Raw genomic sequence first — 14,303 nt, 5'->3', positions numbered from 1 at the left:
TTGATAGCTTGAACTGTTTTCTAATTCATCACTTACAGGTGGTGTTAATCCAAAAACGTTTTCGACAATTGCAATGTCAAAACCTTGAGAAAATCCGGGAATACCTTGTAGAAATTCCAAAGCAGCGGTACCTGTTTTTTGATACCATGGTATATTGGCTTCTTGTTCTTCTAAGGCCATTTCTTCTTCAATTTCTTTTTCAATTTCAGCTTCACGAGCTTTATCTTCTGCAATTTTTTGAATAGGCCCTGTCCACTCCATATTTAACCCTTGCGTACTAAATGTGCCTGATGCGGGGCTAAAACCTTTTCCGCTTTGAACTTCCGCAAGCCCTTTCGCGATGCTCGCAGCTAGTTGGATTGCTGTATCATAATTACTACTAGAAGTAGAATTGAATTCACGCAGATGGTTTAGCTTTTCTTGCAGCTTTCGTTTCATCAAATCAAAAATACCCATCATAGCTTGCATGCCAGGAAGAGTATTACTAATTACTTCAATACCTGCCTTTGTTTGGTCAATTGTTCGCATTTGTTCTAGTATTTCTTGTTCGATGACATCAATTGAAGCTACTCGTGATTGGAAATCGTTTGGGAAGGCATTATTTTGACGAATCAATTCTTCGCACAAGTAAATGATTCCTTGCGCTAAAGGGCGGAAGGTTTGTGCAAAGTAGGCTTTTGCACTGTCATACGTTTGTCCTTTCAAAACTGCATCAAATACAAAAGTGTCAATCGAATTGATGACTTGTTCCATGCCTTGAATGGTAGCATTGCACATAGCATTCATACTTTGTGTTTGAGATTGTACTTCTCCTAGATACATGTTTAGGCTCATGACCTCACCTCCAGTGCTAATTTTTGGCGTTGGTGGTGAAGATCATTTTCTAGGTTACTTAAGTTTTTTTTCTCCTTTAGCAACGTTTCTTTTTGATCTTCCAATTCGTTGGTAAGCTTTCGTTCAATTTGCCCAGCATCTTGACGTAAATTATGAAAAAATTGTCCTAGTTCTCTATCATTATGCCAAGTTTCTAATATACGGTCAAACAAGCGATAGCTTCGCCCTTTCCACTGATAAAAATCTGCTTCCGCTTGTTCTTGCTTTTGAATCGCGCGTTGATTTTGATATTGTTCTTCAGACAGACTTCTTAATTTTTCGTTCAGTTGACTCATTTGTTTTTGGATATCTTGACTCATTTTTTCACTCCTACTTTTCTATGTTCGTGTAGGTTGCTATATCACTTGAAAATTCTTTGAAGTTCGTTATCCATACGCTCAAAGTCCTGGGCCACAGAATGAATGTTGTTAACAGCTTGTTGAAAGGCGCTATAAAATTGTTTTGTTAATTCTAAAGCTTGTTGATTTGCTGTGCCGTTTGAAAATTACTTTGAAATTGTCCCATCGCTTGAATCCTTTCTACACTTAATAAAACATGAAAATTATACCATATTAGTATATATTTTTATATTGATAGAAATAGAGTATCTTTATTTTGAAGATGTTTTTTAAGTCCGAAAGTCAATTTAATTATAAAAATAGTGCATCATTAACTTTTAATATTAATGGAAAACTTATACTGAATTTACACTTCGTTAATATTCTGTTGTTAAAATTTTACACATAATAACAATAAAGGGGATGATTTTAGTGGAATTGACAATAATAGATGAACAAAAGATAACAGCGTATTTAATACAAGTATCTCAGCAAGATAAAAATTTCTTGTTTCACATTCGGGAAATTGATGATAGATATTAATATTATTGATGAAAACAATAATTTTTTAACTCCCGTTCCTGTTGGATTATTTCTTAGTAAACTTTATAGTGAGAAAGATAAAATAAATTTTAAAAGAGAGTATAGAAATATGTCGGGATTGGTATTATTAGAACCAGTGACACGTGAGGATTCAATTTATGTAAGAGAAATGACAAGAGAAGAGGCAGTTGCATTTAGATACTTAGAAGGTACTTTTCATAGAAATTTAATAAATAAAGTAAAAAGTCCTCTCATATGATAACGGGTTCACTTGTGAGGTGCAAACAATTAAAACACAATGGAAACCACATTAGAATTCTCAGATGAATTCTAATGTGGTTTTTTTGTTATAATATCAATGTTTATGGATATTTTTTCAAAATTCACATAAATAATCACCGATATGGAAATAATTATTGGAGGGTATGTGAATTGATATGTGAATTAAAAGGGAGGTTATCCATCCTTGAAAGACCATTGGTAACGGCAAGAGGTGGCGGGAAGAGTTATATCTATACAAACTTTAATCCTAAATATACTCAAATGGCTGTTACCATTCTTCGCACCTACTATAATTTTTGCTTAACAATAAAGACACAAGGAAAAGAAAAATAAACTCCCGCTCAACAACTTGGGGTTACAAATAAACAATTTACATTGAATGATATTTTATATTTCAAATGAAATCACTCCTGAAAAAGGGGTGGTTTTTTATAAGGACTATTGGGTTTTTATGTTAATATTAGAAGGAACACACAATAACTGTTTTTTTATAAAAAGGGGGAGGCATTGTGAAAGTAAAGACGCTTTTTGCAGTATTTTTACTATGCCTATTTGTTATAAGCGGTTGTGAATCATCAAAGGTTCGAAAAACTCAAGATACATTTAAAATCACCCTGCCTGAAGACATTCCAAGCTTTGTAAAGGAGAAGGACTTCGAAAAGATTGATTGGGATAGAACGGTTACTGTTTTTGATACGGGTACGAGAAATGAGATGGTGGGCAATAAAAATAAAATTGGATTTATTGGTCCTGATTTGAATTCTAATGGAGAACCAGATTTTAAAGCCAATGAAATTCAAAAATGGTTATGGCATTTTTGGGGAGTGGATAAAGGCGAACTGACAATTGTTGGTTATAATGCAGATACTTTAAAGATAACTCCAATTTTAGGTGATGGTTGGTCGAGGAAGAATGGGATAGGTGGTGGCAAGATTTCAGGTGCTGATTCAAGTATGCCGTCACACATTACTTTCCCAGAAGCAGGAAAATGGGCACTTTTGGTTTATATTGATGGTAAGTTATTTGATACATTAGTTTTGGATATTAACGGTAAATAAAAGCAGGCTTGGAGAGACTTCTCCAAGCCTGTTTTTGATGTGAATTATATTGAGAATTCATCGGTGAACATTCTTCTATTTCGCTTGAGATTTGTAATGTGTTTTTATATTTTGCACCTCACAAGTGAACCCGTTACTCATATGAGAAGGTTTTTTATTTATTTGGATGGCATGTTATTCGTACTGATCCTCACATAATACTGATATAAAGGTTTTTTCTTTGGTCCGGTTGACCACATTTTGACCACGAATCATATAAAAACACGCGAAAAAATATGAAAAATATTTTCATGATAAAGTAGCCTATTGAAAGAAAAAAGCACCAGAATCCTTCTGTATCAAGGTCTTTTGGCACTTTCATAGTTTGTATGTTTTACGAAACGAACAAGTTTAAAACTGTTCATTTTTCTCCCAAGATTCAACGATATAATGAGCAACTGTTGGATTGTAACCTTTTCCAATTAAGTACGTAATTGCCGCAATTTCCGTCATAGCGTGTGATACGGATGTATATTTTGCTTCTTTTACCCCGTATTCTACCCAAGGTTTAACGAGGTTTAATACGGGGTGTTTTAAGTGTTGAAATTGTGCAGCATATTGCTGGATTTGTTGTTCAGTTGGTTCAGTTGGTATTGTTGGGCTGGCTTGTGGGAAGCGTGGATCATAATGATACTGGTATTGTGGTTGTGGTTCAGGATATGGTTGATAATAGGGTTGTTGCGAGTTGTAAAACATTATTTTTCCTCCTTCATGACATAAGTACAACATATAATATGGGCGGACAAGAAAATATGTGATGAAAAAATGAGGGCGTGTTACAATAGTGAATTGGGTGAAGATATTATGAATAAACAAGAACAAATTGAAAAAACGATTACATTTGTTAAAAACATATTGGAAAAAGATGCAAGTGGTCACGATTGGTACCATATTGAACGCGTACATAAATTAGCGATTGCATTGTTTGAAAAAGAAGGTGGGAATCGCTTCGTTATTGAAATGGCAGCGTTACTTCACGACGTTGCAGATGAGAAGTTAAATGAAAGTGAAGAAGCAGGTATGAAGAAAGTGACAGACTGGCTGGAGCACTTAGGTGTTAGCCAAGAAGATGCACGGCATATTGTTCATATTATTGCTAATATGTCTTATAAGGGTGGACACGGCGGAACTGTTGCGACGTTAGAAGGAGAAATTGTTCAAGATGCAGACCGACTTGATGCACTTGGAGCAATTGGGATTGCACGAACATTTGCTTATGGAGGTGCAAAGGGACGTTTACTGTATGACCCAAACATTCCACCGCGTGAAACGATGACGAAGGAAGAATATCGAAAAAGCGATGAACCATCACTAAATCATTTTTATGAAAAATTGTTGAAGTTAAAAGATTTAATGAATACAGATGCAGCGAAGGAAGAGGCAACAGAGCGTCATCGCTATATGGAGCAATTTATTGATCAATTTATGAAAGAGTGGAATGCACAAATATGAGAATGTTAACAGTTGAAAATGTATCGAAATCATATGGAGATAAACCATTATTTAATGGCCTATCTTTTAGTATTGCCGAAGGACAACGCGCTGGTATTATCGGTGTAAATGGAACAGGGAAGTCAACGCTATTAAAAATTATTGCGGGTGTAGAAATTCCAGATACAGGGGAAATGACGCATACACGTGGGTATACGATTAGTTATTTATCACAGCAACCAGATTTTAAAGGAAATTTAACTGTACTAGAGCAAGTGTTTCATGGTGATACACCGTTAATTCGTCTTCTTCGTGAGTATGAGCAAACATTATTGAACTTAGAAAAAAATCCAACAAGTGAAAAAGCGCAGGAGTCATTATTTGCAGTTCAGCAGCGTATGGATGCAATGAATGCTTGGGAAGCGAATGCAAATGCAAAATCATTGTTAACAAAGCTCGGTATTACTGATTTCTCAGCGGAAGTTGGGAATTTATCGGGCGGACAGAAAAAACGTATTGCGATGGCGCAATGTTTTATTCAAACACCAGATTTATTAATTTTAGACGAGCCGACGAACCATCTTGATCATGAAACGGTAGAATGGCTAGAAGAATATTTATCACGTTATACAGGAGCCGTTTTACTTGTTACGCATGATCGTTATTTTCTAGATCGTGTAACGAACCGTATTTTTGAATTAGAAAATGGCAAGTTATATAGCTATGAAGGAAATTACGGTGCTTTTTTAGAAGCGAAAGCACTTCGAGAAGAACAAGAAATAGCGCAGGAAGCAAAGCGTCAAAACTTATATCGCCGTGAGCTTGCTTGGATTCGCCGCGGTGCGAAGGCACGCTCTACGAAGCAAAAGGCACGTATTCAGCGCTTTGAAGAATTGCAAAAGCAAGAAGGGCCAAGTGCAAAACAAAACGTTGATATTGCACTTGGAGGTAGCCGACTTGGAAAGAAAGTATTGGAATTAAAAGATGTGACAAAAACATTTGGTGATAAAACGGTTCTTCATCATTTCCAATATATAGTGAAACCAGGGGATCGTATCGGTATTATCGGTGCGAATGGCAGCGGGAAATCTTCTCTATTAAACATGCTTGCTGGTAAAATCACACCGGACAGCGGTGAGATTGAAGTTGGGCAAACGGTAAAAATCGCATACTATACGCAAGAAAATGAAGATATGAATTTAAATCAGCGGATGATTGAGTATATTAAAGAAGCAGCTGAAGTGATTCATACGACAGATGGAAAAACGATCAGTGCCTCGCAAATGTTAGAACGTTTCTTATTCGAACCGCACACACATGGTACACCGCTTAGCAAATTATCAGGTGGTGAAAAAAGAAGATTATATTTATTGCGTATTTTAATGGGAGAACCGAATGTTTTGCTTTTAGATGAGCCGACGAACGATTTAGATACGCAAACATTAACCGTGCTTGAGGATTATTTAGAAGAGTTTCCTGGTGTTGTCCTTACTGTTTCGCATGATCGATATTTCCTTGATAAAATTGCAGAAGAGCTGTTTGTATTTGAAGGGGACGGAAACGTTCGCATCTTCTTTGGCAGCTATAGCGATTATTTAGATGAGAAAAAAGCACAAGAAGCATTGTTAAAAGCAGAAGTTCAGAAAGAAAAGAAAGTAGAAGAAGCGCCAAAACAACAAAGAAAACGTAAGCTATCCTATAATGAACAGCGTGAATGGGAAACGATTGAAGATAAAATCGCAGAATTAGAAGCGAAAATTGAAAGCATTACAGAAGAATTAGAAAAAGTGGGCGCTGATTATACGAAAGCGCAGCAACTCTCTGAAGAGCAGCAGCGAACAGAAGAAGAATTAGAACAGACTATGGAGCGTTGGAGTGAATTATCTGACATTGTAGAAGGATTAAAGTAAAAACAAGCTGCATATGTTGAAATGTAAAGAGAAAACCTTTACACTATTTGGTAGAATCTATTTTAGGAGGGAAAATATGCGCACATCTAATCCAATGTTAAAGAAAGATACGTTTCGTAAAGAGGGCGTAAGTACTTCAGCAATGACAGTCGGTGGTGCTGTTGCTAAAACGTTTATTATGCTCATATTGTTATTAGGAACGTCTGTGTACTCGTATATGCAGATGATGCAAAATAAAATGCAAATGCCAGTGTTATTTGGTGCATTAATTATTGCGACAATTATCGCATTTGTAGCGATATTCGTACCGCGTATTTCACCAATTACAGCACCAATTTATGCAGCAGTGGAAGGAATTGTTTTAGGCAGTATTTCCGCTATATATACAATGAAGTTTGGTGATTATATTATATTACACGCAGTGCTATTAACAATCTCTATTTTACTAGCAATGTTAGTGTTATATGCGACGCGTGTTGTGAAAGTGACTGATAAGTTCCGTACGGGTGTAATGGCAGCAACGTTTGGAATTGCGATTATGTATTTAACCGTTTTCGTTTTACAGCTATTTGGCGTGCCAGTTCCATTCTTACATCAAGGCGGAACAATTGGTATCATTGTCAGCGCAGTTGTAATTGTTGTTGCTGCATTAAACTTAATGTTAGACTTCGATTTCATTGAAGGCGGTGCACGCGGCGGCGCTCCAAAATATATGGAGTGGTACGGTGCGATGGGCTTAATGATGACATTAGTTTGGTTATACTTAGAAATTTTACGTTTCGTTTCTTATTTTGTAAAAAATGATTAACGTACTGAAATCCTGCATGATTGTATCATGCAGGATTTCTTTTTGGAATTTTATAGAGATAAAGACGAATTTTTATATGGAAAAATATTTTTTTACATTTTTTACTACACATCTCGTTTTTTCTACAATAAAGAAAAAAACGAAGAGGTGACATGAATCGTATGATGAATCGAGTTGCGTTAATTGGCAGATTAACAAAGGATCCAGAGTTATTCTATACAAAGCAAGGAATTGCTTATGCACGTATATGTGTTGCGGTAAATAGAGGATTTCGTAATAGTTTAGGAGAGCAACAAGCAGATTTTATTCATTGCATGATTTGGCGGAAATCAGCGGAGAATGTAACGATATACTGCAAAAAAGGGGAACTTGTTGGTATAACAGGACATATTCATACGAGTCAATACAATAATGAGAGTGGCAAGAGAATATATAAGACAGAAGTTGTGATTGAAAGAATTACATTTTTAGAGAAGAAAAAAGAGCAAGCACCTCAGTAGGAGTCTTAATTGAGAACATGTTACAATACAGCTAAGAACAGCAATAAAGGAGAGAGAAATTACGTGAAGATTAAAGGCATTGAACCGACACCAAGTCCAAATACAATGAAGGTTATTTTAAATGAAGTACTACCAGCAGGAGCACGAAACAATTATACGCGTGATAATGCAATAGAGGCTCCAGAGAGAGTGCAGCAAATTTTGCAAATTGAAGGTGTAAAAGGTGTATATCATGTAGCGGACTTTTTAGCAGTAGAGCGTAATGCGAAATTTGACTGGAAACATATTTTACAGCAAGTACGCGCGGTCTTCGGTGAAGAAGTCGTAACAGAGAGCGAACAAGAACAGAATGCCCATTTTGGGGAAGTGAAAGTGTTTATTCAAATGTTCTTTACCATTCCGATGCAAGTGAAACTAACCGATGGTACAACTGAAGAACGCGTAGGGCTACCAGACCGTTTTAAAGAAGCGATTATGAAAGTGCAAATGACAGCACCAAATGTTGTGAAAGAGCGTAAATGGATGGAGCAAAGTACACGTTATGGTAGTTTTGAAGAGATTGGAAAAGAAGTTGCGGAGGAGGTTGTTGCAACGTATCCAGCCGATCGTGTAGAGGCAATTGTCCAAGAATTATTACAGCAGGCAGGGGAAGTAGAAGTAACGATTACAAAGCGTGAGCCATATAAAGTAACAGAGGAAATGATGAATGATTCTGATTGGACAAAACGCTATGCAGCGCTTGAACAAATGGATCCAACAGAAGAAGATATTCCTGTATTAGAGAAAGCGCTAGAAGATGAAAAAGTATCGATTCGCCGCTTAGCAACTGCTTATTTAGGAATGGTCAAAGGGGAACGTGTCTTGCCTTTATTCTATAAGGCATTATTAGATAAATCAGTTAGTGTACGCCGCACAGCAGGTGATTGCTTATCAGATATCGGTGATCCTGCTGCAATGTTTGTGATGATTAAAGCGTTAAAAGATTCAAGTAAACTTGTACGTTGGCGTGCGGCAATGTTTCTATTTGAAATTGGTGACGAAAGTGCAATCCCAGCACTTCGCGTAGCGCAAGAGGATCCAGAATTTGAAGTAGCAATGCAAGCACGTTTAGCACTTGAACGTATTGAAGGCGGTGAAGAGGCTAAAGGTTCTGTATGGAAGCAAATGACGGAGTACAGAAAAGGGGAATAATAACTATGATTGTCTTTTACGATAGTTGGTGCCCGATGTGTACAAAGGTTGCAAATCGAACGAAGGAACTAGATAAAAAAGGAAAAATAACATTTGTTTCGTTTCGCGATGAAGAAGTTGTTCAGCAATATTGTTTATCAGAAGAGATGCAGCAAAACATGGAGAAACATTTATACATTTATAAGGATGCCCGCTGGTATAAAGGGATTCAAAGTGTATATGTCTTAGCGAAAGTAATTCCAGCTTACTGGGCAATCGTACCTTTTATTAAACTATCAATTCTTTTCGGATTTGGTCATGTAGTATATGATTATATTGCAACAAAAAGGGAAATTGTCCCTGTTGGACATTGTAAAAATGGTGTTTGTGAAATCCCAAGGAAAAAATAAGAAAGTCATGATGTTTCTTTTGCGTCTAGTATTAGAGCGTGATATGATGAATTTGGAATGAAAGTTGAAGGAGAGATTGGTAACATGACAAATGCATACGAAGAATATATGCGCCAAATGGTAATTCCGATGCGTCAAGAATTAGTACGCGCAGGATTTAAAGAATTAACAACGGCAGAAGGTGTACAAGAATACATGGAAAATGCAGAAGGAACTACATTAGTTGTTGTGAACTCTGTTTGTGGTTGCGCAGCAGGTTTAGCGCGTCCATCAGCTGGTCAAGCGGTTGTGCGTTCTGAGAAGCAACCTAACAACCTTGTTACTGTATTTGCAGGTCAAGATAAAGAGGCAACAGCGATGATGCGCTCTTACTTTGATGAAATTCCGCCATCTTCACCATCTATGGCACTATTAAAAGGAAAAGAAGTTGTTCACTTCGTTCACCGTCATGAAATTGAAGGTGCAACAATGGAAGAGATTATTCAAAACTTAGAACAAGCTTTTGAAAAGCATTGCTAAAAAGGGAGAGATTTTCTCCCTTTTTCTTAGTATTGAGGTGAAAGAATGATTGTAACGACAGCTGGACGAACAAATAAAGAAATGACTGCATATGCTGAAAAAATAGCAGCAGATTTGCAAAGTTCTTTTCTTGTGAGAAATGATCGTCCAATTTATGAATTACATGAGCAATATAAACAAGATGTACTTGTTGCAGGGAAAAATCGATTAGCGATTTACCCGCAAGGAACGGAAGAATCGTTCTTTTTTCATCCGAACTCAGCGATGTTTCGTGTGAAGCGATTAATGCGCGGTGAACATGATCCATTTCTGCAAGCTGCGCAGCTAGAAAAAGGGATGACGGTGTTAGATTGTACACTTGGCATGGCATCTGATAGCATTGTGGCAAGTTATGCTGTAGGAGAAGCAGGACAGGTCACTGGGTTAGAAGGTAATCGCTATATGGCGTATTTAATTGAAAAAGGTATTCAGCAGTGGGATGCAGGTGTAACAGAAATTACCGAAGCGATGCAGCGAATTACTGTAAAGCATACGGAGCATTTATCTTTTTTAGAGCAATGTGCTGATCATAGTTATGATGTCGTATATTTAGATCCGATGTTTGAAGAAACAGTATTAGAATCTGATGGGATTCGTGGTTTAAAGCATTTTGCATTGTACAATGATATTACAAATGAGACAATGAAAGAGGCTAAGCGTGTAGCGCGAAAACGTGTTGTATTAAAGGATCATTTTCGCAGCATGCGTTTTGAAAAACATAACTTCTCAGTCTACAAACGAAAAAGCGCAAAATTTCATTTTGGTGTGATTGAAACTTGCTAATTATTAGACAATATGTATAATAGATTATAATAAATTGTATAGAAAATCTTGGATGAAGAGAGTAATTATTTTCAGAAGCAGAAGCGAGCTAGGGATGGTGAAAGCCTAGTGCAGAGAAAATAATGAAGCGCACTTCGGAGATGCTGCTTGAACGGTATAGTAGAGTAAGCCGGGGCTCCCTAACCTCGTTATAAACGGGAAAGTGGTTCGTAATGAACAACAAGGGTGGTACCACGGGTGTAAACTCGTCTCTTTTTTAGAAAAGAGGCGAGTTTTTTTATTGATAAAAAGGAGGAAGATACTGATGGAATATAAAATGAAGTTTGCAAAGCATGTATTCGACGTATTAGAACCAGGTTTATCATTAGAACAAATTGCTGCTTTAATTGAAACACCAAAGCAAGATGAGTTTGGTGATGCAGCTTTTCCTTGTTTTACATTAGCAAAGCAATATAAAAAATCTCCAGCAGTTATTGCGCAGGAACTAGCAAATCAATTATCGCACCCATTTTTTACAAAAGTAGAAGCGGTTGGACCATATGTAAATGTGTTCTTTGATCGTCAAACTGTTAGTAATGAAGTGTTAAATACAATATTAGACGGAAAAGAAGAATATGGACAGTTGTACTTTGGACAAGAAAAAACGGTTGTAATTGACTATTCATCTCCTAATATCGCGAAGCCGTTTTCGATGGGACATTTACGTTCTACAATGATTGGAAATGCATTAAAACAAATATGTGAAAAATGTGGTTTTGAAGTTGTAGGTATTAACTACGTTGGCGACTGGGGAACGCAGTTTGGAAAACTCATTACTGCTTATAAAAAATGGGGCGATGAAGAGCTTGTTAGAGAAGATCCGATTCGTGAGTTATTTAAGTTATATGTACGTTTTCATGAAGAAGTAAAAGAATATCCAATGCTTGAAGAAGAAGGTCGTGCCTGGTTTAAGAAACTGGAAGATGGCAACGAAGAAGCGGTATATTTGTGGAACTGGTTCCGTCATGAATCGTTAAAAGAATTCTCTCGCATTTATGAACTGCTTGGCGTAGAATTCTCGAATTTTCAAGGGGAAGCATTTTACAATGATAAGATGGATGATTTCGTTACGCTTCTAGAAGAAAAAGGTTTACTAGAAGAATCAGACGGAGCACAAGTTGTTAATTTAGAAGCAGAAGGAATGCCGCCATGTTTAATTAAAAAGTCAGATGGAGCTACTCTATATGCCACACGTGATTTAACAGCTGCACTATATCGTCAAAATACGTATAAGTTTGATAAAGCTCTATATGTCGTTGGAGATGAACAAAGCTTACATTTCTCACAATTTTTCACTGTACTAAAGAAATTAGGATTCCAGTGGGTAGAAGGCATGTCTCACGTTCCATTTGGACTTATTTTAAAAGATGGTAAGAAAATGTCTACTCGTAAAGGGAAAGTTGTTTTACTAGAAGAGGTATTAGAAGAAGCAATTACGCTTGCAAAGCAAAATATTGAAGAGAAGAATCCTAACTTAAAGAAGAAAGCTGAAGTAGCGAGACAAGTCGGGGTTGGCGCAGTTATTTTCCATGACTTAAAAAACGAACGTATGCATAATATTGAATTTTCGCTTGAAAATATGTTGAAATTCGAAGGGGAAACAGGGCCATACGTACAATACACGCATGCGCGTACTTGTTCGCTGTTGAAAAAAAGCGATATGGATATTGAAAAACAAGAATTACAGTTAACAGATGATATAAGCTGGACAGTGATAAAACTGCTTCATCGCTTCCCGCAAGTCATTGAAACAGCTTTTGCGAAATATGAGCCATCTCATATTGCAAAATATTTATTAGACGTGGCGCAAGCGTTTAACAAATATTACGGTAACGTTCGTATTTTAGAAGAGAATGCAGAGAAAGAAAGTAGACTTGCACTTGTAAATGCGGTGGCTGTTGTATTAAAAGAAGGGTTACGATTACTTGGGATTGAAGCGCCTGAGGAGATGTAATAGATGTAAAAGAGAATTGCCCCTTTACAATTATTGATCTAAAAAGATAATGGACGTATTTATATCACGCCGTTGATTCAGAAGGGAACACCATTGATTTTTATTGAAGTAAATCAAGGGATAAACAAGCAGCCAAGTGCTTTTTCAAGAAAGCCTTGGCTTTTTTGTACGTTTCTAAACCTCGTGTAATAACAGCAGATAAAAAACCTGTAGGAATCTATTAGTATCCGTGTTCTTCTTCCTATATTTCCACAAGAACCTTTTTTATAAAGAGAAAATTAAATAACTTTATTATATCTGGCGAGAAGCCCCCTACCTCAAGCGTGCAACGGTAGGGGGGATGAATCGCTTTTTTTGTTTTTTTTTTAGTATACGAATAGAAACGTACGTTCTTATTTGATATACTTTGTGTATACATAAAAAGAAAGGAGTGTGTTCAGTGAAAAAAGCATATTTTTCAATTCGTATCTATAAGAATGTACTGAATCCGAAATATGTTGAAGCGATTGGACATGCTCTTTTCGTATTTAACCGTGCGAAGCATTTCGCTTTTCAAACGCAAGTGTTAGAAAAACGTTCTGGTACTTCCAGACGTTCTGATAGTATGCAGATTACTGTGAAATCACGATTTAGTCTGAATGATTATTTTGCAAATAGTGCTGTACAGGAAGCCAATGCACTATTTTCTTCTCAGACAGAATTGAAGAAATTGTATATCGAAAATAAAAATGAACAGATGAAAGCTGTAAAAAAGAAGATGAAGAAAACCAAGTCAGATTTAACAGTGCTGAATAAAATAAAAACATCGTTTATTAAAGGGAAACCAACGTTCAATAAAACGTCCAAAGAACAACAAAGGGGACGATATTTTGTTGTTCAATTTAAAGAGAAAACAGATATTTACTATCATGCTTATCAATTTGAGCATGAATATTTGGATGTGCGTATTCAAACACTTCGTTCTCGTTTAGGTAACCTTGCATTTCGGTTGGATAGACTACAAAAACTACTTCATAGTTTAAAAAACAAAGTTTCTTCTGTTGTATTTGGGAGTAAAAAATTATTCAAAGCACAACATACCGTAGATACTTATGTTCAAAATCATACACTTTGGGTGCAGGATTTTGAAGAGGCCCGTTACAATCAAATGCTGATTTCAGGTCGGAAAGACGCGAAATCAGGAAACTTTGTATTTACGTATAATACGGAATCACAATTATTACACTTTACAACCCCAAACGGCGTTGCAGTTGAAATTCCTAACCTTACATTTCCGTATGGACAAGAACAAGTGAATGCAGCTATTCAAACCCAATGGAATTGCAAAGATAAAAAGAATGCAGGAAAACCAATCAGTTGGGCAATTGAAGACCACGGGGATTACTACATTTTTAAATGTTTAATAGATATTGAAGAGGACCAAAATAAGAACTTCAGCAAATCCGATGGTGTCATTGGAATAGACTGTAACTTTGACCACTTCGCTTGGTCCAACATTAATAAACAAGGACAACTGATAAAAACGGGTGTATTATCCTTTGATATGTTAGGGAAAACATCAGAACAAGTTGCGAAAATGATGGAAGTAGAAGTCATTGCACTAGTTG

14 protein-coding genes, 4 pseudogenes and 1 other annotated feature are annotated in these 14,303 nt (G+C 36.5%); of the genes and pseudogenes, 14 read left to right on the top strand and 4 right to left on the bottom strand.

Annotated features, from left to right (window positions below; translation table 11 throughout):
- The 3 genes and pseudogenes from BR72_RS16490 to BR72_RS25750 all read right to left on the bottom strand — a co-directional run.
- Positions 1–834 (bottom strand): T7SS effector LXG polymorphic toxin (locus BR72_RS16490; RefSeq protein WP_035434637.1); only part of this gene is annotated, 834 nt, incomplete at its 3' end.
- Entirely contained in the window at positions 831–1,193 is a 363-nt protein-coding gene (locus BR72_RS16485) for a DUF3958 family protein (protein ID WP_035434636.1), read from the bottom strand. The genes BR72_RS16490 and BR72_RS16485, both read right to left, overlap by 4 nt.
- 41 nt (positions 1,194–1,234) lie before the next feature.
- A pseudogene (locus tag BR72_RS25750) lies at positions 1,235–1,363 on the bottom strand (TIGR04197 family type VII secretion effector); the annotation flags it as partial.
- Positions 1,364–1,740: 377 nt separating this feature from the next.
- Here BR72_RS25750 and BR72_RS16480 point away from each other — a divergent pair.
- From BR72_RS16480 to BR72_RS16470, 3 genes and pseudogenes are all read left to right on the top strand, one after another.
- The gene (locus tag BR72_RS16480; RefSeq protein WP_035434635.1) at positions 1,741–2,013 is read left to right on the top strand and encodes a hypothetical protein; all 273 of its coding nucleotides are present in this window, start codon (positions 1,741–1,743) and stop codon (positions 2,011–2,013) included.
- A 200-nt stretch (positions 2,014–2,213) separates the two neighbouring features.
- Positions 2,214–2,438, top strand: a pseudogene (locus tag BR72_RS27475) (insertion element protein); the annotation flags it as partial.
- A 107-nt stretch (positions 2,439–2,545) separates the two neighbouring features.
- Entirely contained in the window at positions 2,546–3,094 is a 549-nt protein-coding gene (locus BR72_RS16470; protein WP_035434631.1) for a hypothetical protein, read from the top strand.
- 390 nt (positions 3,095–3,484) lie between these two features.
- Here BR72_RS16470 and BR72_RS16465 read toward each other — a convergent pair.
- Positions 3,485–3,811 (bottom strand): annotated as a pseudogene (locus BR72_RS16465) (hypothetical protein); the annotation flags it as partial.
- 126 nt (positions 3,812–3,937) lie between these two features.
- Here BR72_RS16465 and BR72_RS16460 point away from each other — a divergent pair.
- The 11 genes and pseudogenes from BR72_RS16460 to BR72_RS16415 all read left to right on the top strand — a co-directional run.
- The gene (locus tag BR72_RS16460) at positions 3,938–4,585 is read left to right on the top strand and encodes an HD domain-containing protein (protein ID WP_035434629.1); all 648 of its coding nucleotides are present in this window, start codon (positions 3,938–3,940) and stop codon (positions 4,583–4,585) included.
- The gene (locus tag BR72_RS16455; protein ID WP_035434626.1) at positions 4,582–6,474 is read left to right on the top strand and encodes an ABC-F family ATP-binding cassette domain-containing protein; all 1,893 of its coding nucleotides are present in this window, start codon (positions 4,582–4,584) and stop codon (positions 6,472–6,474) included. The genes BR72_RS16460 and BR72_RS16455 overlap by 4 nt, the downstream gene beginning before the upstream one ends.
- A 76-nt stretch (positions 6,475–6,550) precedes the next feature.
- Positions 6,551–7,282 carry a Bax inhibitor-1/YccA family protein gene (locus tag BR72_RS16450; protein ID WP_035434624.1) on the top strand — a complete coding sequence of 244 codons (732 nt, stop codon included), beginning with the start codon at positions 6,551–6,553 and terminating at the stop codon, positions 7,280–7,282.
- A 161-nt stretch (positions 7,283–7,443) separates the two neighbouring features.
- Positions 7,444–7,782 carry a single-stranded DNA-binding protein gene (locus BR72_RS16445; RefSeq protein ID WP_035434640.1) on the top strand — a complete coding sequence of 113 codons (339 nt, stop codon included), beginning with the start codon at positions 7,444–7,446 and terminating at the stop codon, positions 7,780–7,782.
- Between the two features lie 63 nt (positions 7,783–7,845).
- Entirely contained in the window at positions 7,846–8,973 is a 1,128-nt protein-coding gene (locus BR72_RS16440; RefSeq protein WP_035434621.1) for a conserved virulence factor C family protein, read from the top strand.
- A 5-nt stretch (positions 8,974–8,978) separates the two neighbouring features.
- The gene (locus BR72_RS16435; protein ID WP_035434619.1) at positions 8,979–9,362 is read left to right on the top strand and encodes a thiol-disulfide oxidoreductase DCC family protein; all 384 of its coding nucleotides are present in this window, start codon (positions 8,979–8,981) and stop codon (positions 9,360–9,362) included.
- 84 nt (positions 9,363–9,446) lie between these two features.
- Entirely contained in the window at positions 9,447–9,881 is a 435-nt protein-coding gene (locus BR72_RS16430) for a BrxA/BrxB family bacilliredoxin (protein ID WP_035434617.1), read from the top strand.
- Between the two features lie 45 nt (positions 9,882–9,926).
- Positions 9,927–10,703, top strand: coding sequence for a class I SAM-dependent methyltransferase (locus BR72_RS16425; protein WP_035434616.1), 777 nt, complete (start codon positions 9,927–9,929; stop codon positions 10,701–10,703).
- 40 nt (positions 10,704–10,743) lie between these two features.
- Positions 10,744–10,959, top strand: a binding site (T-box leader).
- A 48-nt stretch (positions 10,960–11,007) separates the two neighbouring features.
- A complete protein-coding gene (argS, locus tag BR72_RS16420) occupies positions 11,008–12,696 on the top strand; it encodes an arginine--tRNA ligase (RefSeq protein ID WP_035434615.1) in 1,689 nt (562 codons plus the stop codon).
- A 50-nt stretch (positions 12,697–12,746) separates the two neighbouring features.
- Positions 12,747–12,905, top strand: a pseudogene (locus tag BR72_RS25745) (DDE-type integrase/transposase/recombinase); the annotation flags it as partial.
- A 230-nt stretch (positions 12,906–13,135) separates the two neighbouring features.
- Positions 13,136–14,303, top strand: a 1,168-nt coding sequence (locus tag BR72_RS16415) for a hypothetical protein (RefSeq protein WP_035434614.1), incomplete at its 3' end; no start/stop codon positions are given.

The organism is Bacillus sp. UNC322MFChir4.1, from assembly GCF_000746135.1.
GTDB lineage: Bacteria > Bacillota > Bacilli > Bacillales > Bacillaceae_G > Bacillus_A.
This window is presented reverse-complemented; position numbering and strand designations above follow the sequence as displayed.

What these genes read in the sequence shown, in the direction of transcription:
- BR72_RS16485 (WP_035434636.1), bottom strand. Translation starts at nt 1,193, where the DNA reads ATGAGTCAAGATATCCAAAAACAAATGAGTCAACTGAACGAAAAATTA.
- BR72_RS16460 (WP_035434629.1), top strand. Translation starts at nt 3,938, where the DNA reads ATGAATAAACAAGAACAAATTGAAAAAACGATTACATTTGTTAAAAAC.
- BR72_RS16455 (WP_035434626.1), top strand. Translation starts at nt 4,582, where the DNA reads ATGAGAATGTTAACAGTTGAAAATGTATCGAAATCATATGGAGATAAA.
- BR72_RS16425 (WP_035434616.1), top strand. Translation starts at nt 9,927, where the DNA reads ATGATTGTAACGACAGCTGGACGAACAAATAAAGAAATGACTGCATAT.
- BR72_RS16450 (WP_035434624.1), top strand. Translation starts at nt 6,551, where the DNA reads ATGCGCACATCTAATCCAATGTTAAAGAAAGATACGTTTCGTAAAGAG.
- BR72_RS16430 (WP_035434617.1), top strand. Translation starts at nt 9,447, where the DNA reads ATGACAAATGCATACGAAGAATATATGCGCCAAATGGTAATTCCGATG.
- BR72_RS16445 (WP_035434640.1), top strand. Translation starts at nt 7,444, where the DNA reads ATGATGAATCGAGTTGCGTTAATTGGCAGATTAACAAAGGATCCAGAG.
- argS (WP_035434615.1), top strand. Translation starts at nt 11,008, where the DNA reads ATGGAATATAAAATGAAGTTTGCAAAGCATGTATTCGACGTATTAGAA.
- BR72_RS16480 (WP_035434635.1), top strand. Translation starts at nt 1,741, where the DNA reads ATGATAGATATTAATATTATTGATGAAAACAATAATTTTTTAACTCCC.
- BR72_RS16435 (WP_035434619.1), top strand. Translation starts at nt 8,979, where the DNA reads ATGATTGTCTTTTACGATAGTTGGTGCCCGATGTGTACAAAGGTTGCA.